This window comes from Bradyrhizobium sp. 186 (assembly GCF_023101685.1).
Lineage (GTDB): Bacteria > Pseudomonadota > Alphaproteobacteria > Rhizobiales > Xanthobacteraceae > Bradyrhizobium.
Genome location: NZ_CP082164.1, coordinates 3377869 through 3397830 on the forward strand (window position 1 = coordinate 3377869; position 19962 = coordinate 3397830).

14 protein-coding genes are annotated in these 19962 nt (G+C 62.5%); 8 read left to right on the plus strand and 6 right to left on the minus strand.

Features of this window, described 5'->3' with window-relative positions:
• Window positions 1-185: 185 nt before the first annotated feature.
• From IVB18_RS16150 to IVB18_RS16160, 3 genes are all read right to left on the minus strand, one after another.
• Window positions 186-614 carry a heme-binding protein gene (locus tag IVB18_RS16150; RefSeq protein WP_247990028.1) on the minus strand — a complete coding sequence of 143 codons (429 nt, stop codon included), beginning with the start codon at window positions 612-614 and terminating at the stop codon, window positions 186-188.
• The gene (locus IVB18_RS16155) at window positions 607-3597 is read right to left on the minus strand and encodes an FAD-binding and (Fe-S)-binding domain-containing protein (RefSeq protein ID WP_247990029.1); all 2991 of its coding nucleotides are present in this window, start codon (window positions 3595-3597) and stop codon (window positions 607-609) included. Before IVB18_RS16155 ends, IVB18_RS16150 begins: the two co-directional genes overlap by 8 nt.
• A gap of 105 nt (window positions 3598-3702) precedes the next feature.
• Entirely contained in the window at window positions 3703-4440 is a 738-nt protein-coding gene (locus IVB18_RS16160; protein ID WP_247990030.1) for a GntR family transcriptional regulator, read from the minus strand.
• A gap of 133 nt (window positions 4441-4573) precedes the next feature.
• Here IVB18_RS16160 and IVB18_RS16165 point away from each other — a divergent pair, with 133 nt between their 5' ends.
• The 7 genes from IVB18_RS16165 (at window position 4574) to IVB18_RS16195 (ending at window position 12773) form a co-directional block, all read left to right on the plus strand.
• On the plus strand, window positions 4574-5776 hold the full coding sequence (locus IVB18_RS16165) for an alanine--glyoxylate aminotransferase family protein (RefSeq protein WP_247990031.1): 1203 nt from the start codon (window positions 4574-4576) through the stop codon (window positions 5774-5776).
• Window positions 5777-5832: 56 nt separating this feature from the next.
• Entirely contained in the window at window positions 5833-7116 is a 1284-nt protein-coding gene (locus IVB18_RS16170; RefSeq protein WP_247990032.1) for an MFS transporter, read from the plus strand.
• Window positions 7117-7236: 120 nt separating this feature from the next.
• Window positions 7237-8436, plus strand: a complete 1200-nt coding sequence (locus IVB18_RS16175; protein ID WP_247990033.1) for an aminotransferase class V-fold PLP-dependent enzyme — start codon at window positions 7237-7239, stop codon at window positions 8434-8436.
• A 41-nt stretch (window positions 8437-8477) separates the two neighbouring features.
• Window positions 8478-9275: an enoyl-CoA hydratase/isomerase family protein gene (locus tag IVB18_RS16180; RefSeq protein ID WP_247990034.1), complete on the plus strand. Its 798-nt coding sequence runs from the start codon at window positions 8478-8480 to the stop codon at window positions 9273-9275.
• Between the two features lie 289 nt (window positions 9276-9564).
• Window positions 9565-10539 carry a tripartite tricarboxylate transporter substrate-binding protein gene (locus IVB18_RS16185; protein ID WP_247990035.1) on the plus strand — a complete coding sequence of 325 codons (975 nt, stop codon included), beginning with the start codon at window positions 9565-9567 and terminating at the stop codon, window positions 10537-10539.
• 162 nt (window positions 10540-10701) lie between these two features.
• Window positions 10702-11244, plus strand: a complete 543-nt coding sequence (locus IVB18_RS16190) for a tripartite tricarboxylate transporter TctB family protein (RefSeq protein WP_247990036.1) — start codon at window positions 10702-10704, stop codon at window positions 11242-11244.
• A gap of 11 nt (window positions 11245-11255) precedes the next feature.
• A complete protein-coding gene (locus tag IVB18_RS16195; RefSeq protein ID WP_247990037.1) occupies window positions 11256-12773 on the plus strand; it encodes a tripartite tricarboxylate transporter permease in 1518 nt (505 codons plus the stop codon).
• Window positions 12774-13426: 653 nt separating this feature from the next.
• On the opposite strand, the gene IVB18_RS16200 is transcribed toward IVB18_RS16195, so the two are convergent.
• Together IVB18_RS16200 and IVB18_RS16205 are read right to left on the minus strand one after the other, a co-directional pair.
• Window positions 13427-14620, minus strand: coding sequence for a CoA transferase (locus tag IVB18_RS16200; RefSeq protein WP_247990038.1), 1194 nt, complete (start codon window positions 14618-14620; stop codon window positions 13427-13429).
• Between the two features lie 130 nt (window positions 14621-14750).
• Window positions 14751-14963, minus strand: a complete 213-nt coding sequence (locus IVB18_RS16205) for a hypothetical protein (RefSeq protein WP_346732639.1) — start codon at window positions 14961-14963, stop codon at window positions 14751-14753.
• A 283-nt stretch (window positions 14964-15246) separates the two neighbouring features.
• Here IVB18_RS16205 and IVB18_RS16210 point away from each other — a divergent pair, with 283 nt between their 5' ends.
• Window positions 15247-17865 carry a M10 family metallopeptidase C-terminal domain-containing protein gene (locus IVB18_RS16210; protein ID WP_247990040.1) on the plus strand — a complete coding sequence of 873 codons (2619 nt, stop codon included), beginning with the start codon at window positions 15247-15249 and terminating at the stop codon, window positions 17863-17865.
• A 25-nt stretch (window positions 17866-17890) separates the two neighbouring features.
• Here IVB18_RS16210 and IVB18_RS16215 read toward each other — a convergent pair whose 3' ends face one another.
• Entirely contained in the window at window positions 17891-19549 is a 1659-nt protein-coding gene (locus IVB18_RS16215) for a hypothetical protein (RefSeq protein WP_247990041.1), read from the minus strand.
• Window positions 19550-19962 lie beyond the last annotated feature (413 nt).

Here is a 19962-nt window from a genome sequence, read left to right on the forward strand (position 1 = left end):
TGCGAGTTTCAACAGCATGATCACCACACGCCCGGCCACCCTCCACGATGTCGAGCGCATCTCCGCGCTGCTAATGGCGAATGCGGCCGACCGCGGCGGCACGCTAAGCGGCTGCACCACGAGAGTATAGTAGGTGTTCACCGCGCTCGAGACACGCAGTGGATGATGGCGAACGTGGACGCGCGCTATCCCGCGTTCGCCTTCAGCCCGGCGGCCTGGATGCCGGCGACCGCGCAGGCCTCGTCATTGTCGGAGGTGTCGCCGGACACGCCGACGGCGCCGAGCAGGGTGGTGCCGTCCAGAATCAGCACGCCGCCGGGGACCGGGACCAGCGCGCCCTTGGCGATGGTGTTCACGGCGTCGATGAAATAGGCCTGCTCCTGCGCCCGCTGGTACAGCGCGCGCGATCCCATGCCCAGGGCGAGCGCGCCATAGGCCTTGCCGTGGGCGATCTCGGCGCGCATCAGGCTGGTGCCGTCCTGCGCGGCGGCGAGCTTGACCACGCCGCGGGCATCCAGAATGGTGACGACGAGCGGCTTTAGCTTCAGTTCATTGGCCTTTGCGAAGGCGGCGTCGAGGATTTTGCGGGCGGTGTCGAGGGTCAGTTCAGCCATGGATGGTTTCCTTTGCAATAAGAGAGGCCGTCGAATTGTCCTCGGAACCGGTTTGAGCGCGATCGAGGCTCATTGCCAGCACGCGCGCGACGTGAAGCGCCTCGCGCTCCGCGCCGTCGTGAATCTGATGCCGGCAGGATGTGCCATCGGCGACAACGAGCGTCGCCTGGTCAGCGCGCCGCACGGCCGGCAATAGCGACAGTTCGGCCATCTCGATCGAGGCGTCATAAGTCTCGGCGCCGTAGCCGAACGCGCCCGCCATGCCGCAGCAGCTCGACTCGATGGTTTCGACCTTCAGGCCTGGGATCAGGCGCAACACCTGCTCGACCGGCTTGAAGGCGCCAAAGGATTTTTGGTGGCAATGGCCGTGCACCATCGCCTTGTCGGCGACGGCGCCGAGCGGCAGCTGTAGCCGTCCGGCCTCCGCCTCGCGCACCAAAAATTCCTCGAAGGTCAGCGCATGGGCGCCGACAGCCTTGGCCTCATTGTCCTTGCGGAGCGAGGTGAGCTCGTCGCGCAGCGTCAACAGGCAGCTCGGCTCGAGGCCAACGATCGGCACGCCACGCGCGGCGAAGGGCGCAAAGGCGGCCACCAGCCGGTCAAGCTCGGTTCTGGCCTCCTCGACAAGACCGGCCGAGAGGAAAGTGCGGCCGCAGCACAGCGGCCGGCTGCCGCTGGACGCCTTTGGCAGATGCACGCGATAACCGCCGGCCGCGAGCACGCGCAGCGCGGCCTCGAGATTTTCGCGCTCATAGATGCGGTTGAAGGTATCGGCGAAGAGAACCAACTCGCGGCCACCCTCCGGTCCGACACTGTCAGCAGGCGGCGAGAAGACGTCGCGGCGGAAAGCCGGGAGCGCGCGGCGCGCGCTGATGCCGGCGAAGCGCTCGAACAGCTTTCGCAGCAGCGGGCTGTGGTTGCGCAAGTTCGCCAGTGGCGCGAAGCGCGCGGCGAGGCCGGCATAGCGCGGGAGGTAGCCGACCAGGCGGTCGCGCAGCGTCAGGCCGTGGGAGGCTGCGCGTGCGGCAAGCACCTCGATCTTCATCTTGGCCATGTCGACGCCGGTTGGGCATTCGTGACGGCACGCCTTGCAGGAGACGCAGAGTTTGAGCGTCTCCATCATCTCATCCGACGACAACGCATCGGGGCCGAGCTGGCCGGAGATCGCCAGCCGCAGCGTGTTGGCGCGGCCGCGGGTGACGTCCTTCTCGTTGCGCGTCGCGCGGTAAGACGGGCACATCACGCCGCCCTCGAGCTTGCGGCAGGCGCCGTTGTTGTTGCACATCTCGACCGCTCCCTGGAAACCGCCGCCGGCGCCCGGATATGCGGACCAATCGAGCTTGGTGTTCAGCTCGCTGATGCGATAGTCCGGCCGGTAGCGAAACAGCGAGCGGTCGTCCATCTTCGGCGCGTCGACGATTTTGCCGGGGTTGAGGACGTTGCCGGGATCGAAGCGCTGCTTCACTTCCTTGAAGTCGGCGACGAGGCGCTCGCCGAACATCGCTTCGTGGAATTCCGATCGCACCAGGCCGTCGCCGTGCTCGCCGGAATGCGAACCCTTGTACTCGCGAACCATGGCGAAGGCTTCTTCCGCAATGGCGCGCATCGCCTTCACGTCTTTCTCCAGCTTCAGGTTCAGCACCGGCCTCACATGCAGGCAGCCTTCGGATGCGTGTGCATACATCGTGCCATTGGTGCCGTGCTTGGCAAAGACCTCATTTAGCCGTGCGGTGTAGTCGGCGAGATGCGGCAGCGGCACGGCGCAGTCTTCGACGAAGGACACCGGCTTGCCTTCCTGCTTCATCGACATCATGACGTTGAGGCCGGCGGCGCGGAAATCGGCGATGCCGCCCTGAAGTGCGGGCTCGGTGACCTCGACCACGCCGCCCCATTTGCGCTTGTCGTTATTCCAGCCGAAGCCGAGATCGCCCATCAGCTCGGTGAGCTGCTTGAGGCGCAAGAGATTGTCGGCCTGGTCCTCCTCGGCAAACTCGACCACCAGCACGGCGTCCGGATCGCCCTTGATGGCCGCGCCGATGATCGGTCGAAACATCGCGATGTCGCGGCCGAGCGCGATCATGGTGCGGTCGACCAGCTCGACCGCGATCGGCTTGAGCTTGACGAGATGCTGAGCCGCATCCATCGCCTCGTAAAAACTGCCGAAATGGCAGACTCCGAGCGCCTTGTTGCGGATCACCGGCCACAGTTTCAGCTCGACCTTGGTGGTGAAGGCGAGGGTGCCTTCAGAGCCGACCAGCAGATGCGCCATGTTGTTCGGCGCGTTGCGCGGCACCAGCGCATCGAGATTGTAGCCGCCGACGCGGCGCTGCACTTTTGGAAAGCGCGCGGCGATTTCGTCGGCTTCGCGCGCGCCGAGCGTCAGCATGTCGCGGAACAGCGCCCGCGCGCTGTCGCTCAGATCGATGTCAGAGAGATCGTGCGGCACCTCGCCGAAGCGGCTCAGTGTGCCGTCCGCAATTACTGCTTCCATCGACAGCGTGTTGTCGCGCATGGTGCCGTAACGCAGCGAGCGGCCGCCGCAGGAATTGTTGCCGGCCATGCCGCCGATGGTGGCGCGCGAGGCCGTGGAGACGTCGACCGGGAACCAAAGGCCGTGCTTTCTAAGCTGGCGGTTGAGATCGTCGAGCACGATACCGGGCTCGACCACGCAGGTCCGGTTCTCGACGTCGAGCGACAGGATGCGATTCAGGTGTTTTGAGAGATCGACAACGAGGCCGTCATTGACGGTCTGGCCGCATTGCGAGGTGCCGCCGCCGCGGGGGGTAACCTTCCGTCCCTCGTCGCGGGCAATCGCCAGCGCCCGCAGCGCCTCGTCCATGGTCCGGGGCGCCACCACGCCCGCCGGCATGATCTGGTAGAACGAGGCGTCGGTCGCATAACGACCACGGCTGAAGGCGTCGAACAGGACGTCGCCGGTCAATTCCGCGCGCAGGCGCCGTTCGAGCGATGAGGCGTTCGTCATCCCTGATCCCGAGGTGATCCAGCGGGACGCTTGGCCCCTTGGATTATTCATTCTTGTTCGCGACCGATTATATTATGAATTCATAATGAGCAAGCTGGTCGCCCCTTAGGGTGAGGCCGGCGCGTCCTCGTGGGCTTCGGTCAGGTGCTCGATGGCGGCCATCCGCTTGTTGCGCAGGTGCTGGAACAGGATGTCGCTCAATTCGCTGCCGGCGCGGCGGCGCAGCGCATCGAGGATGGCTTCGTGCTCGCGCATCGCTTCCGCCCAGCGCTGCCGCTTGCGGGCGAAATTGGCGGAGTAGCGGACACGGCGGATCCTTCCCGCGAAGTTGGCGTAGGCCGTCTTCAGCGTCTCGTTGCGCGCGGCCGCGACGATGCTCTCGTGGATGCGCTGGTTGACCTGGAAATAGCCGTGCATGTCGCGATGCAGATAGCGGCCGTACATCTCGTAATGCAGCTGCTCGATCGCGATGACTTCCTCGTCCGTAATGGCTTCGCAGGCCAGTCGTCCGGCAAGGCTTTCCAGCCCGGCCATCACGTCGAATAGCTCCGCGAGGTCGCGCTGGCTGAGCTGGCGGACCCGCGCGCCGCGGTTGGGCAAAAGCTCGATCAGGCCTTCGGCGGCCAGCACCTTGAGCGCTTCGCGCAAGGGTGTCCGTGAGATGCCGAGCATCTCGCAGAGCTGCCGCTCGGGAACGCGTGCGCCCTCGGGAATGTTGCCTTCCACAACGTAGTCGCGCAGCCGCAGCAGGATCTCGCCGTGAAGCGAGGCCTCCTGGCGGTCGCTGCCATTGCCGGCCGGCGGGGTAATCGGAACCCCGGTGTCGGGAATCGTGGATTTCATTTGCAGCACAATAGTTTGCTCGCTTGATCGCGTCGACGTCCACAATCGAATACCAAAATTTGATTGAAATGACAAAAAATGAATGCAAAATAGATGACGCAGCCGGCCAGAGTCCGCCGATAGGGAGGTTTTCATGCATCAGGGACGCCACTTCCTCCAGATTCCGGGCCCCAGCCCGGTCCCCGACCGCGTTCTGCGCGCTATGGACATGCCGGTCATCGACCACCGCAGCGCGGAATTCGGCGAGCTCGGCAAGGCCGTGCTCGAAGGCAGCCAGAAAATCTTCCAGACCGCGGGCCCGGTGGTGATCTTCCCCTCGTCGGGGACGGGCGCCTGGGAGGCCGCGATCGTCAACACGCTGTCGCCGGGCGACAAGGTGCTGATGGTCGAGACCGGGCATTTCGCGACCCTGTGGCGACAGATGGCGGGGCGCTTCGGCGTCGAGGTCGACTTCATGCCCGGTGATTGGCGCCGTGGCGCCGACCCCGCCCAGATCGAGGCCAGGCTCGCGGCTGACACGTCGCACGCCATCAAGGCGGTGATGGTCGTGCACAACGAGACCTCGACCGGCGCGACCAGCCGGGTCGCCGACATCCGTGCCGCGATCGACCGCACCGGCCATCCGGCGCTGCTGATGGTCGACACCATCTCCTCGCTCGGCTCGGTCGACTACCGGCATGACGAGTGGAAGGTCGATGTGAGCGTGAGCTGCTCGCAGAAGGGTTTCATGCTGCCGCCCGGCCTCGGCTTCAACGCGATCTCTGAGAAGGCGCGCGCGGCGTCGAAAACCAACAGGATGCCGCGCTCCTATTTCGACTGGGAGGAGATGCTGAAGCCCAATGCAAAAGGCTTCTTCCCCTACACGCCGGCGACCAACCTGCTCTATGGCTTGCGCGAAGCGATCGCGATGCTGCTCGAAGAAGGACTCGACAACGTGTTTGCGCGGCATGAGCGGCTCGCCGCGGCGACCCGCGCCGCCGTCAATCACTGGGGCCTCGAGGTGCTGTGCCAGGAGCCTGCCGAATTCTCGCCGGTGCTGACGGCGGTGCTGATGCCGCCGGGGCATGATGCGGATCAATTCCGCAAGACGGTGCTCGACAACTACAACATGTCGCTCGGCGCAGGCCTGTCGAAAGTCGCCGGAAAGGTCTTCCGCATCGGCCATCTCGGCGAATGCAATGCGCTCACCCTGCTTGGCGCGCTCACCGGCGTGGAGATGGGCCTATCGGTCGCGGGCGTGCCGCACCGTTCGGGCGGCGTGGAGGCCGCGATGAAGCTGCTGGAGCAGCGTACGCAAAGTAATTCCTCGCCGCATCTGAAGGTGGTCGGCACTTAAGGCGCGAGCCGCGTACCGACAATCCATAACAGAGCAGCAACAAGGGAGGGGTGGAGATGGGAGTTCGGTTCAAGGCTACGCATGTCGTGCTGGCGATGCTCTGCGCGATGTATTTCATCACCTATGTCGACCGGGTGAACATCGGCACGGCGGCGAGCGAGATCCAGAAGGAGCTCAGTCTCAGCAATACCCAGCTTGGCCTGGTCTTCTCCGCCTTCGCCTATCCCTATCTGCTGTTCCAGGTGATCGGCGGCTGGGTCGGCGATCATTTCGGGCCGCGCAAGACGCTGTTCTGGTGCGGCATGATCTGGGCTGCGGCAACCATCATGACCGGCTTCGTGCACGGTCTTGCCGCGCTGTTCATCGCGCGCTTCGCGCTCGGCTTCGGTGAGGGCGCGACCTTTCCGACCGCGACGCGTGCGATGCAATACTGGACTCCCGCGAACCGGCGCGGCTTTGCGCAAGGGCTGACGCATTCGTTCGCCCGGCTCGGCAATGCGGTGACGCCGCCGGTGGTCGCGCTTCTGATCCTCTGGCTGACCTGGCGCGGCACGTTCGTCGTACTGGGCCTCGTGAGCCTCGTCTGGGGCGTCATCTGGGTCTGGTATTTCCGCAACGAGCCGAAGGAGCATGCCTCCATCACGGAAGCCGAGCTCGCGGCGCTGCCGACACGCCCCGCCGGCGAACGGCCGCGCGTGCCGTGGGGCCCGCTGTTCGGCCGCATGTGGCCGGTGACGCTCACCTATTTCTGCTACGGCTGGAGCCTGTGGCTCTACCTCAACTGGCTGCCGCTGTTCTTCAAGAACAACTACAATCTCGATATCAAGAATTCGGCGCTGTTCGCCTCGGGCGTCTTCTTCGCCGGCGTGGTCGGCGATAGTGTCGGCGGCGTGCTGTCGGATCGCATTCTCGACCGCACCGGCAACATCCGCCTGGCGCGGCTCAGCGTGACCGTTGCGGGATTTGCGGGGGCACTCTTGTCCTTGCTCCCGATCCTGTTCGTCCACGACATCACCGTTGTCGCGCTCTGCCTGTCCGCGGGCTTCTTCTGTGCCGAGCTGGTGATCGGGCCGATGTGGTCGATCCCGATGGACATTGCTCCGAAATACTCCGGCACGGCTTCGGGACTCATGAACACGGGGTCGGCATTCGCAGCGATCGTCTCTCCGCTGGTCGCGGGCTTCGTGATCGATGCGACCGGCAATTGGTACCTGCCGTTCCTGATGTCTATGGGGCTGCTGTTGCTCGGCGGTTTTTCCGCCTTCCTGATGCACCCTGAGCGTCCCTTCGAGGACGTCGATGGGCGGGTGCCGTCCGGAAAGGTGGTGGCCGCGGAGTAGCGGGCGGCGTCCGGACTGAGGTCCTATGCATGGGAGGCGCCTTAAGGAGAGGGGACAAGCCGGTCAAATGGTGCTATTCGGCGGCTCACCAAAATCAAGGCAAGACCGGGAAGGACGCCTATGACCGTGCATACTGGAAGGCATTTTCTCCAGATTCCAGGCCCGACCAACGTGCCCGACCGGGTGTTGCGGGCGATGGACATGCCGACGCTGGACCATCGCGGTCCGGAGTTCGCCGTGCTCGGTTTTGCGGTGCTGGCGTCGATGCAGCGGGTGTTCCGCACCAAGCAGCCCGTAATCATCTTTCCCTCGTCCGGTACCGGCGCATGGGAAGCGGCGATGGTCAACGTGCTTGCGCCCGGCGACAAGGTGTTGATGTGCGAGACCGGTCAGTTCGCCATCCTGTGGCGCGGCATTGCCGACAAGTTCAAGATCGACGTCGACTTCGTTCCGAGCGACTGGCGTCATGGCGCTGATCTCGCCGAGATCGAGCAACGCCTGGTCGCCGACAAGCAGCACAAGATCAAGGCGGTGTGCGTCGTGCACAACGAGACCTCGACCGGCTGCGTGACGGCGCCGCTGGAGGTGCGCAAGCTGCTCGACCGCGTCAAGCATCCGGCGCTGTTGATGGTCGACACCATCTCCGGCCTCGGCTCGATGGAATACGAACACGATGGCTGGGGCATCGACGTCTCGGTCGCGGGCTCGCAGAAGGGCCTGATGCTGCCGCCGGGCCTCGGCTTCAACGCCGTCTCGGAGAAGGCGCTCGCCGTTGCGAAGGCCAATCCGGGGATGCGCTCCTATTGGGACTGGCAGGAGGTCATTACCTTCAACAAGCTCGGCACCTTTCCCTATACGCCTGCAACCAACCTGCTCTTCGGCCTGCGTGAAGCGGTGAAGATGCTTGAGGAGGAGGGGCTCGAGAACGTCTGGACCCGCCATAAACGCCACAGCGCGGCAACGCGCGCGGCGGTCAAGGTCTGGGGTCTCGAGACGCAGTGCGCCGATCCTGCCGCGCATTCGCCGGCGCTGACCGGCGTGCGCGTGCCGGAAGGCCACGACGCCGACACCTTCCGCAAGGTGGTGCTGGAGAACTTCGACATGTCGCTCGGCACCGGCCTGAACAAGGTCAAGGGCAAGGTGTTCCGCATCGGCCATATCGGCCATTTCAATGATCTGATGCTGATGGGCACGCTCGCCGGCGTCGAGATGGGCCTCGATCTTGCAAAGATCCCGCACCGGAGCGGTGGCGTGTTGGCGGCCATGGATGTCCTGAAGGGACGCGACGTGGTGCCGATGGCCAAGGCTCAGGTGGCCTAAAGGCTCAGCTGGCCTGAACTAACGTAGAAAGTGAGCGCGCGATGAACGCACCGACGACGACCAACGAAGACCTGCTCTACTCTGTCACGGACGGCATCGCGCGGATCACCTTCAACCGCCCGCAGGCGCGCAACGCGCTGACCTTCGCCATGTACGAGCGCATGGCGGAGATCTGTCAGGAGATCAACGCCGACCGCTCGATCAAGGCGTTGATCCTGACCGGAGCCGGCGACAAGGCGTTCGCCTCCGGCACCGATATCTCGCAATTCCGCGCCTTCAAAACCGCTCAAGACGCGCTCGACTACGAGGCGCGGATCGACCGCGTGCTCGGCACGCTGGAGCAGTGCCGCGTGCCCGTGATCGCGGCGATCGCCGGTGCCTGCACCGGCGGCGGCGCCGGAATTGCGGCCTGCTGCGACCTCCGGATCGGCACCGAAACCACCCGCATCGGTTTCCCGATCGCGCGCACGCTCGGCAACTGCCTGTCGATGTCGAACATCAGCCGCGTCGTCTCGCTGGTCGGTCCGGCCCGCACCAAGGACCTGATCTTCAAGGCGCGCTTGGTCGAGGCGCCGGAGGCCCTGGCGCTCGGCCTGCTCAACGAGGTAGTGCCCGACGTCGAGACGCTGCAGCGCCGCGCCGATGAGACCGCGAAACTGGTCGCGAGCCATGCCCCGCTCACCCTCGAAGCCACCAAGGAAGCGGTGCGCCGCATCCGCCGCACGCTGTCGCGCGAGGAAGGTGAGGATCTGATCCTGAAAGCCTATATGAGCGAAGATTTTCGCGAGGGCATGGACGCTTTCCTCAACAAGCGCACACCAAACTGGAAGGGCAAGTAGCGCGGCTTAAGTCCTGTGCGGTGCGTAGGCAACCGCATGTGTCGGTGCGATCGCCCGACTCGGCAGACATAGATTCTCGCCCTCGGCGATGTTGCTCGGCCTTGTACGCTGCAGCGGCTCGCGTTTTTTCAGTCCGCCGCGCTTGCAATCGATCTCATTCCAAAGTCATAAGCGGGGCGGCGCCGGGCGGCTTGAACTGGCCGGCGTTCGCCCGCACAATGCAATTCGGCTTGCTTCGCGAATTGCCAATCCGAACAAGAACATAGGGAAGATGCGCGTGGGACATGGAATGAAGGCCGCAATTGCGCTGGCAGCCGCGCTTTGCGCCGCGCCGGCCTCTGCCGGCTGGGAGCCGACAAAACCCGTCGAGATCGTGGTGGCGGCAGGCGCGGGCGGTGCCTCCGACCAGATGGCGCGGATGATGCAGGCCGCGATCCAGAAGAACAATCTGATGAAGCAGCCGATGGTGGTCTCGCTCAAGGGCGGCGCTTCGGGCGCGGAAGCGCTGATGTACATGAAATCCAGCGAGGGCGACCCGAACAAGGTGCTGATCGCCTACTCGCTGATCTACATGTTGCCGCTGTCGGCGAAGATCCCGTTCAACTGGCGCGAACTGACCCCGGTCTCGGTGGTCGCGCTCGACCAGTTCGTGCTGTGGGACAACAGCGCCGGCCCCAAGACGGTGAAGGAATTCGTCGAGGCCGCGAAGGCCGCGAGCTCGCCGTTCAAGATGGGCGGCACCGGCTCCAAGCGAGAGGATCATGTGCTGACCGTGTTCCTCGAGCAGAAGACCGGCGCGAAATTCTCCTATCTGCCCTACAAGTCCGGCGGCGAGGCCGCGACCCAGCTCGTCGGCAACCACACCGAATCCAACGTCAACAATCCGAGCGAAAATCTCGAGGTCTGGCGCGCGGGGCAGGTGCGTCCGCTCTGCGTGTTCGACAAGGAGCGCATCTCCTACACCAGCAAGGTGACGGACACGCAGTCCTGGGCCGACATCCCGACCTGCAAGGAGGAGGGCGTCGACGTCCAATATCTGATGTTGCGCGCGATGTTCCTGCCCGGCAAGGTCACGGCTGAGCAGCAGGCGTTCTATGTCGAGCTGTTCCACAAGGTGACGCAGACCGCGGAATACAAGGACTACATGGAGAAGCAGGCGTTGAAACCGATCTTCCTCACCGGCAAGGACATGGTGCAATTCCTCGAGGAGGACGATGCGATCAACAAGGCGCTGATGACGGAAGCCGGATTCGTCGCGAAGTAAGGTGTTCTACTCCCTCGCCACGTTCTTGCGGGGAGAGGGTTGGGGCGAGGGCTCTCTCCGCGAGTCCAATCCTCGCCGTCCCCGCGGAGCCTCCCTCTCACCCCAACCCTCTCCCCGCAAGCGGGAGAGGGGGAACTAAACCCAGTCCGTCCCTAACAGCTCATGTCCCAAACCGATCTTGAAATCGTCGTCGACGATCCGACCGCGCCTGAACAGGACTCGCCTTCCGTCGTCAGCTCCGGCACGGTCGAGATCGTCGTCTGCCTCCTGTTGCTCGCGCTGGCCGTAACGCTCGGCTATGACAATTGGCGCACCGGCATCTCCTGGGATTCGACCGGGCCCGAGCCCGGCTACTTCCCGTTCTATCTCTCGATCATCCTCGGCGGCGGCAGCCTCTACGGCCTGATTACAGCGCTTGTTGCGCGCCGCGTGGCGTCCGAAACCTTCGTCACGCGCGCGCAAGCTCGCCGTGTGATGGCGGTGTTCGTGCCGACGCTCTCGTTCTGCCTGGTGACGCAGTTCCTCGGCCTCTATGTCGCGAGCTTCTTCCTGATCGCCGGCTTCATGCGGCTGGTCGGCAAGATCGCGCTGTGGAAGTCGCTGCTCACCGCCTTGCTTTTCACGGCGATCATGTTCGTCACCTTCGACATCGCCTTCGACGTCATCATGCCGAAGGGGCCGCTGGAAGCGGCCTTCGGCTACTAGGGCGGGTTGCGATGGAAGCGTTCGGCCTTTTGCTTCACGGCTTCGCCGTCCTGCTCACGTGGAAGACACTCGTCCTGATGATGGTCGGGCTGGTGCTCGGCATCTTCGTCGGTGTGCTCCCCGGCCTTGGCGGTCCCAACGGCGTGGCGATCCTGTTGCCGCTGACCTTCACGATGGATCCGACCTCGGCGATCGTGATGCTGTCCTGCATCTATTGGGGCGCGCTGTTCGGCGGCGCCATCACCTCGATCCTGTTCAATATTCCCGGCGAAGCCTGGTCGGTCGCGACCACCTTCGACGGCTATCCGATGGCGCAGCAGGGCAGGGCGGCGGAAGCGCTGACCGCGGCGTTCACGTCCTCCTTCATCGGCTCGCTGGTCGCGGTGCTCCTGATCACCTTCCTGGCGCCGATGATCTCGTCCTTTGCGCTGAAGTTCGGCCCGCCCGAGTTCTTCGCGGTCTATCTCCTGACGTTCTGCTCCTTCGTCGGCCTTGGGCGCGAAGCCAAGCACAAGACGGTGATCTCGATGTCGCTGGGGTTGCTACTCGCGGGAGTCGGGATGGACACGGTGTCGGGCCAGCTGCGCATGACCTTCGGCTCGGCGGAGCTTTTGCGCGGCATCAACTTCCTCGTTGCCGTCATCGGCCTGTTCGGCATCAGCGAGATCCTGCTGACGATGGAGGAGCGGCTGGCGCTGCGCGGCCACGCGGCGAGCATCTCGCTCCGTGTCGTGCTGAGCGTGTGGAAGGACCTGCCGAAATACTGGGTGACGCTGCTGCGCTCCTCCTTCATCGGCTGCTGGCTCGGCATCACCCCGGGCGGCGCCATCGCGGCGTCCTTCATGGGCTACAACCTCGCAAAACGTTTCGCCAAGGACCCCGAGAGTTTCGGCAAGGGCCGCATCGAGGGCGTGTTTGCGCCGGAAACGGCGGCGCACGCCTCCGGCACCGCGGCGCTGCTGCCGATGTTGGCGCTCGGCATTCCCGGCTCCGGCACCGCCGCGATCCTGCTCGGCGGGTTGATGGTGTGGGGGCTCAATCCCGGTCCGCTGCTGTTCGTCGAGCACAAGGATTTCGTCTGGGGCCTGATCGCCTCGATGTATCTCGGCAACGTCGTCGGCCTCGTGCTGGTGTTGACGACGGTGCCGATCTTCGCCTCGATCCTGCGCGTGCCATTTGCAGCGGTGGCGCCGATGATCGTGGTGTCCTGCGCGATCGGCGCCTATGCGATCCAGAATGCGATGTTCGACGTCTGGCTGATGCTGGGTTTTGGCGTCGTCGGCTACGTCTTCAAGAAGATCGGCATTCCCTTGGCGCCGTTCACGCTGGCGCTCGTGCTCGGCAACCGCGCCGAGGATGCCTTCCGCCTGTCGATGATCGGCTCCGGCGGCGACCTCAAGGTGTTCTGGTCGAACGGCTTGGTCGGCTCGATCACGACCCTGGCCATTCTGCTGCTTTTCTGGCCGGTGATCGACGGGCTGTTGAGTCGCGTCGGATGGATGCAGCGGGCGAAACCGGCGCCGCGCTAGGCGATTAGAATAATGTCTTCTGAATCAAATATATAGCCCGCTGCCAGTATTCCGATCCCGCGCCACCTTGGGACCCGATTGTTTCCGAATGTTGCTATTGCGGCAGAGCCTCTACGTGTGACGGGGCGTATGTTTTGATCACAAAATTGTGCGGAGGGAATTTCCATGAAGCGGATTGTGATTGGAATGACGGCGGCGATGTCGCTGTTCGCGACGGGCGCACTGGCTGCAGACTTGGCGGCGAGGCCCTAAAGGCTCCGGTTATGGTCGATCCGGTGTGGAGCTGGACCGGCTTCTAAGTCGGCGCCAATGGTGGCTATAGCTGGGGCCGCTCGTGGACCGACGTCTCCTACTACAACACCGCAACTGGTGCCGGTGTCGAAGGCAAGATCACCCAGAACGCGAGCGCCAAGCTCGAATATCTCTACATGGATCTCGGACGCTTCTCGTCCGGTTCGTTCACGCTCGCGCCGGCCTCGACGATCGGCGCCAACGTTTCGTCGCGCTTCACCGACCACATCCTGCGCGCCGGCATCAACTAACAGTTCGGTGGCCCCAGGTACTAAAATCGGCTGAGGCGTCGAACAAGAAGCAAAGCCCGGTCCTGCGCCGGGCTTTGCCGTTTTGCGCCATCGTGCCGGGGCGCGAGGGGCTCAAACCACCTTGGCGTTCCTGAGCCCGGCGAGCTCGTCCGCGCTGAAGCCGAACTCGGTGAGTACCTCGTCGGTCTGCTCGCCGAATTCCGGCGGCCGCGCCACCATCTTGCTCGGCGTGCGCGACAGCGTGACGGGCTGGCCGACCAGGCGGATGCGGCGGTCCTCTTCATTCGGCACGTCCTGCGCGATGCCGAGATGGCGGACCTGCGCGTCCTCGAACATCCGGTCGATGGCGTAGATCGGCCCGCATGGCACGCCGGCCTCGTTGAGCTCGCTGACCCAGGTCTCGGTCGACTTCGTCAAGGTGCGCTTCTCGATCTCGGCGTTGAGCGCATCGCGATTTTTGGAGCGGGCGGGTGCGGTCGCATAATCGGGATGGCTGTAGAGCTCCGGCGCGCCGATCGCCTGCGCACAGCGCTCCCAGATCCGCCCGCCGGTGGTGGCGATGTTGATGTAGCCGTCCGAGGTCTTGAACACGCCGGTCGGGATGCTGGTCGGGTGGTTGTTGCCGGCCTGCTTGGCGACCTCCTTCTCCATCAGCCAGCGCGCGGCCTGGAAGTCGAGCATGAAGATCTGCGCCTGGAGCAGCGAGGTCTGCACCCACTGGCCTTTGCCGGAAACCTCGCGCTCGAGCAGCGCGGTGAGGATGCCCATGGCGCAGAACAGGCCCGCCGTGAGGTCGGCGACGGGAATGCCGACCCGCATCGGGCCCTCGCCGGGCGCGCCGGTGATCGACATCAGCCCGCCCATGCCCTGCGCAATCTGATCGAAGCCCGGCCGCTTGTGATAGGGGCCGTCCTGGCCGAAGCCGGAGATGCTGCCATAGACGATGCGCGGATTGATCTCGCGCAGGCTTTCATAGTCGATGCCGAGCTTCTTCTTGACGTCGGGACGGAAGTTCTCGACCACGACGTCGGCCTTGGCGGCCAGCCGCTTGAAGACGTCGAGGCCTCTTTCGTCCTTCAGGTTGAGCGTCATCGCGCGCTTGTTGCGGTGCAAATTCTGGAAATCGGAGCCTTGCCGCGGTCCGCCCGGCTGCTCGCCGCCGCCATCCTCCAGGAGCGCGTCGATCTTGATCACGTTGGCGCCCCAGTCGGCGAGCTGCCGCACACAGGTGGGCCCGGACCGGACACGGGTCAGATCGAGCACGGTGAAGCGCGACAGGGCTTCCGAGGCATGCGGAAAGGGCATCTTGATAGGCTCCGGGACAGATTGCGTGCCTACCATAGGGCCGAAAGATCATGCGGCAAGTCTGGTCCGGCGCGGATGCCGCCTGTGAAAATGCAATGCCTGACGAGGGTTTGCTGCGATGCGCGAAGGATCAGCGCGACAGGCGCTTCAGCTCGGCACGCGCCTTCTCGGCCAGGGGATCGTCGCCGTGGCGCGCGATGAAGAGCTCGAACGCCTCCCGCGTGTCCTTCTGTCTGGCGAGTTCATACTCCTCGGCGACCGCCGCCGAAGGGTCGCGGGCAAGTGGAACCGAGGGCGCTCGTATCGCCTTGCCGGCGTCGTTCGCATTGGCATTCCCGACCATGACAGGCAGTCCTCCGATGAATAGCTGACCCGCTCCTGAAAGCGCCGCCAAGGCACCTAACAGGCCAACTGAGAGTGGGCGTAGCTTCATGATTTCCCTTGCAAATCACGCAGGCGTGCGGAACCCGCACTTGCCCGTATCACTACGGGGTTTGAAGGCTAATATGGCATTAAGAAATAGGTCTGGGAGTGGTCGCCAAATTTAAACCAAACGTTTAGCTCTCAAGCTAGAATCATCTGTCTGCTCCCCGAATCGAACGGGGCTTGCTGCTTCGGAGATTCCCTTGGCTACCTCTGTCACCATCAGCAAGACCAACAACGCTGACATCGACGGCATGCTGTCGGGCTACAAATGGTCCGGCACGATCACCTACAGCTTTCCCGACTCGCCCAGCGACTACGCCAATCCCTACAGCGGCGGCGACAATGAGCCGACCACAGCAGGCTTTGCCTCGGCGCCGAGCCAGATGCAGGCGGCGATCAACTACGCGATCGGACTGATCCTCGGCTACACCAACGCCAGCATCACGTACAATGGCACGGGCAGCGCCGACATCATGATTGCGCAGTCGCCAGCGGCCAATCCCACCTCCTACGCCTATTACCCCGGCAACTACGCGCCCGGTGGCGACGTGTGGTTTGGGACACAATACGATTATACGCAGGCCAAGCTCGGCAACTATTATTACACGACTGCGCTGCACGAGCTCGGACACGCCTTTGGCCTCAAGCACAGCCAGGAAACGGGCGGCGTCGCCAACGTCGCGGTGCCGAGCGCGCATGACGACAGCGAATATACCGTCATGAGCTATCGCAGCTATGTCGGCGGTCCGCTGACGGGCTACACCAACGAGGCCTATGGTTATCCGCAGACCTACATGGCCAACGATATCCTCGCGCTGCAGACGATGTACGGCGCGAACTTCACGACCCAGAGCGGGACCACCGTCTATACCTGGAGCGCGACCACCGGGCAGGAGTTCATCAACGGCGTCGGCCAGCCGGCCGACAATGGCGGTGCCGGCGGCTCGGCCAACCGCATCTTCGAGACGATCTGGGACGGCGGCGGCGTCGATACCTACGACCTGTCGAACTACACGACGAACCTGAGCATCAACCTCAATCCCGGTGCGTCGTCCGTGTTCTCGTCGGTTCAGCTGGCCAATCTCGGAAACGGCCATTACGCGTCGGGCAACGTCTACAACGCCTATCTCTACAACAACGATGCGCGCTCCTACATCGACAACGCCATCGGCGGTACCGGCAACGACGCCATCGTCGGCAACGCCATCGCCAACACGCTGAACGGCGGCTCCGGCAACGACACCATCACCGGCGGCGGCGGCAACGACACCATCATCGGTGGCGCTGGTACCGACATCGCGGTGTATTCGGGCAGCAAGGCCAATTACGCGATCTCGTACAATGCGGCGACGCAAACCTTCACGCTGGTAGACCAGCGCTCCGGTACGCCTGATGGCACTGATACGGTGTCCGGCGCCGAGACCTTCCAGTTTGCCGACGGCACGGTGACGAGCGCCGCGCTTATCCAGCTCACGCCGGTCGTGATCGAGTCGATCGGGACGACGAGCCTGGTGCAGCAGGACGGCGGCTACTTTCTCAACCCGGTTGGCGGGGGGACGGGTCCTGAGCTGAAGTACGGAGGTTCGGCAGTTGTCCCTGGTCAATTTGATCCTTGGACACTGATCGGCGCTGAGCAGACCGCAACAGGTTATGAGATCGCCTTCAAACAACTGGGCACAAACTATTTTACGATTTGGAATACGGACAGCTCCGGCAACTACCTGGGAAACCCCACCGGTATTGTGCTCGGGAGCAGCGCGACACTTGAAAGCCTGGAGACAAGCTTTCACCAGGATCTAAACGGAGACGGAGTCGTCGGCGTTCCGGCCGCGCCGGCTAGCACGGCCATAGAGTCGTTCGGTTCGACTAGTCTGGTTCAGGTTGGTAGCAACTATCACCTCGATCCAGTTGGCGGTGGCGCGGGCCCCGAACTAAAATATGGTGGGTCAGCAGTTGTTTCTGGTCAATTCAATCCCTGGTCGCCGATCGGCGCCGAGCAGACCGCAACGGGTTACGAGATAGCCTTCAAACAACCGGGCACGAACTATTTTACGATTTGGAATACGGACAGCTCCGGCAACTACCTAGGCAACCCCACTGGCATTGTGCTCGGGAGCAGTGCGACACTTGAAAATCTGGAGACAAGCTTTCACCAGGATCTGAACGGCGATGGTGCACTTGGTGTTGCGGCAGCACCAGCCGGTACGGTCATAGAGGCCGCCGGCTCAACTAGTTTGGTTCAGGTTGGTGACGGCTATTTCCTCAATCCGGTTGGCGGGGGCACGGGCCCCGAGTTGAAGTATGGCGGTTCAGCAGTCGTCTCCGGTCAATTCAGCCCCTGGACGCTGATTGGTGCCGAGCAGACCGCGACAGGTTACGAGATCGCCTTTAAGCAGCCAGGCACCAACTCCTTCACGGTGTGGAATACTGACGCCTCTGGCAACTACCTGAACAATCTAACCGGAATTGTGCTCGGAAGCAGCACGGTCCTACAGAATCTAGAGACAAGCTTTCATCAGGACTTGAATGGAGACGGAACTGTAGGGCTTCCTGCGGCTTCCCGAAGCCCTAATTATGTACCTCAAAACTTCTCTTTTGCTGAGGTTCGAAGTGATGTGGTCCCCTCGACTGCAGCGGAAGCGAAATCCAGCGTGATCGAGACGATACGAGAGCTGACGGATGGTGCACTAGCCGGTCGGTTCGCCGTTTCGCACGACGCGTTCACAAATCTGTATGAGGCGAACGTCAAGCACGACACGTTTGATCAACACATCACTTATTTCGCTGATAGCCATATAGGTGGTTTCATCGTCCGTTAATCTCTTCAGTGAGGCTGAACGTCGATCAAAATGGCTTTATTATCTGAATGATGTCGCAATTCGAATTCGTGATTTTTTTGACATCGACATGAACTTCGATGCAGCTCGTCTTCAACTTCGCAGCCTCTTCGTCGGCAACCGGTGTGGCCCCGTACCTATTCATTTTATCGATTGTGTACCCGTACTCAACTGGGGCCAGTCCAGTCACATCAACGTAGACAGGTGTTCCCCACAGTCTAAGCTTTAGATACAGCGCAAGAGCAAGCGCTGGCTCCCATATCCCCGCTGTTGGACCGCTTACAAAGAGTGCGGGATGATTCATCGCCAGCCGCTGCTCGAGAAATTTGCGGCCAGCCTCCTCGATGGCTTTGTCTGCGCTCAGATTGAACTGTTGCCACTCGCTGACCGATGACTTGACCGAGGGATGGAACAGCCCTCGGTTGCTAATCAGCACAGCGACGACAATCGCTGCTGAGAACATCGATCCCACCGACACGTTCGTCGAAACCTTCGGGATTGAGAGCGTCGTCAGGCGTTCGGCCAAGCCTCCCACGACTAGCGCGATGATCAACGCTTGCATCATTACAAATGGAAATGCATAGCGCATAGAAAATGCATCGAATCCGTCGACGCCTGCAATGGAATGAGTAAGGAAATAGGTCGCCAGCCGCGTGGGCTCCAGAGCAAGCGTCAAGAGAAGAAGGACGTAGCTCTTTCCTTCCACGCGCCCTTTCCTAATGTCGGCCAACAACAGGACGACCAAGAGACCGCTTGCGGCTATTCCGATGGTTCGAAACACCGGGTCCCAAAGCAAATACCTTGAATAGTCTGAAAGCGCGCCCGCTACGGTGACCGCCGACGATACTTCCCGCACTATCATCAAGAGGTAGGCAAACACTATGCTGGCAATCAAGCCGCAGAGCAGTCCTAGCTTGAGCAGGCGCTGTTCCCGCAGAACAAGGCCGCAGGCAACCGCGAGCGCAGATGCTTCGAGCAAGTAGAGCGAATTGACTTCCTTCAGAGTAGAAAACAGAAATGATGCGCTCGCGGTAAGCCAGAGCAGACAGCGGGAAGGCTGCTGATCTGTCACGTGCCTCCACGCCGACCACACTATAAGAGCCGCAGCGCAATTGCCCTGGAATTCAGTTGGACCAAGCCGTGGTATCAAGTCACTCCAGCTTTGGTGACCCAAATAGAGGACCACGAACGCGAGTGCAGACGCGAGACCGAATGTCCGAAGGAAGAGTGCGGCGATTATTAGAGTTGTTCCGATATCAGCTAGGTATCTAAAGAGATACCAAAGCCGCATGTTGTCTCCCCAAGTATAGATTTCGATGGCCTTGAGCGCATAATAGCTGGGGCGAAATCGCGAGGTCTTCCCTGACGTCAGAAGTTCTTGATATTCGGGTGTCTGACCGAGCCACGCCCCAAGGGAGCTCAACGTGACCGTGCTTCCGCCGTCGAGGGCAAGAACGATATCATGGTCGTCGATCAAGCTCGGTTTCGCGTGATCGATCATGGGAAGGACAATCTTTGCCAAGAAAGCCGCTAGTACGAACGCAAGAATGAACAGGATGAGCCTGTTCTTGGGTCCCACTTGCCCGTCAGATCCACGGCTTGCAATTACAAGGCTTGCAGTTCCAAGGCTTGACCGTCGATCTGAAATGTCGTTGCGCGCGTTCATGGCTCTTCTTCGGTGATAGCCCCACTGAAAGCCGGGAACTCGCTGTGCGGCGAACCCGGTTTCCCCCTATGGTAGTTGTCAGGAAATGGCTAAAACTGCAAATCTTTCAACAATTTTGATGACTTTGCGCAGGGTTTTGTTCTACTTGCCGCGGAATCTGCGCCGTAATGAGATGGTGGGAAGTTAAATGAAGGTAGTCACCTCTGGGCATGCGTATAGCCGAAGAGACCAGCACGCGCCCGAAACCGATGGTCGAGATCGGCGGCGGGCCCATTCGGGACGGTGGTCCTTCCGGAAGGCGGCGCTCCCGCCATTGTCTTACAGCGTTTGGGATGCTCGCGATCAGCATCCCCTGTACCGAACGCACGCAGCGTGATCGCGAAACATTACTGCCGCGTCCATGGGAGAGATGG

What these genes read in the sequence shown, in the direction of transcription:
- IVB18_RS16160 (WP_247990030.1), bottom strand. Translation starts at nt 4,440, where the DNA reads ATGAAATCCACGATTCCCGACACCGGGGTTCCGATTACCCCGCCGGCC.
- IVB18_RS16150 (WP_247990028.1), bottom strand. Translation starts at nt 614, where the DNA reads ATGGCTGAACTGACCCTCGACACCGCCCGCAAAATCCTCGACGCCGCC.
- IVB18_RS16195 (WP_247990037.1), top strand. Translation starts at nt 11,256, where the DNA reads ATGGAAGCGTTCGGCCTTTTGCTTCACGGCTTCGCCGTCCTGCTCACG.
- IVB18_RS16215 (WP_247990041.1), bottom strand. Translation starts at nt 19,549, where the DNA reads ATGAACGCGCGCAACGACATTTCAGATCGACGGTCAAGCCTTGGAACT.
- IVB18_RS16180 (WP_247990034.1), top strand. Translation starts at nt 8,478, where the DNA reads ATGAACGCACCGACGACGACCAACGAAGACCTGCTCTACTCTGTCACG.
- IVB18_RS16155 (WP_247990029.1), bottom strand. Translation starts at nt 3,597, where the DNA reads ATGACGAACGCCTCATCGCTCGAACGGCGCCTGCGCGCGGAATTGACC.
- IVB18_RS16175 (WP_247990033.1), top strand. Translation starts at nt 7,237, where the DNA reads ATGACCGTGCATACTGGAAGGCATTTTCTCCAGATTCCAGGCCCGACC.
- IVB18_RS16185 (WP_247990035.1), top strand. Translation starts at nt 9,565, where the DNA reads ATGAAGGCCGCAATTGCGCTGGCAGCCGCGCTTTGCGCCGCGCCGGCC.
- IVB18_RS16205 (WP_346732639.1), bottom strand. Translation starts at nt 14,963, where the DNA reads ATGGTCGGGAATGCCAATGCGAACGACGCCGGCAAGGCGATACGAGCG.
- IVB18_RS16190 (WP_247990036.1), top strand. Translation starts at nt 10,702, where the DNA reads ATGTCCCAAACCGATCTTGAAATCGTCGTCGACGATCCGACCGCGCCT.
- IVB18_RS16170 (WP_247990032.1), top strand. Translation starts at nt 5,833, where the DNA reads ATGGGAGTTCGGTTCAAGGCTACGCATGTCGTGCTGGCGATGCTCTGC.
- IVB18_RS16200 (WP_247990038.1), bottom strand. Translation starts at nt 14,620, where the DNA reads ATGCCCTTTCCGCATGCCTCGGAAGCCCTGTCGCGCTTCACCGTGCTC.
- IVB18_RS16165 (WP_247990031.1), top strand. Translation starts at nt 4,574, where the DNA reads ATGCATCAGGGACGCCACTTCCTCCAGATTCCGGGCCCCAGCCCGGTC.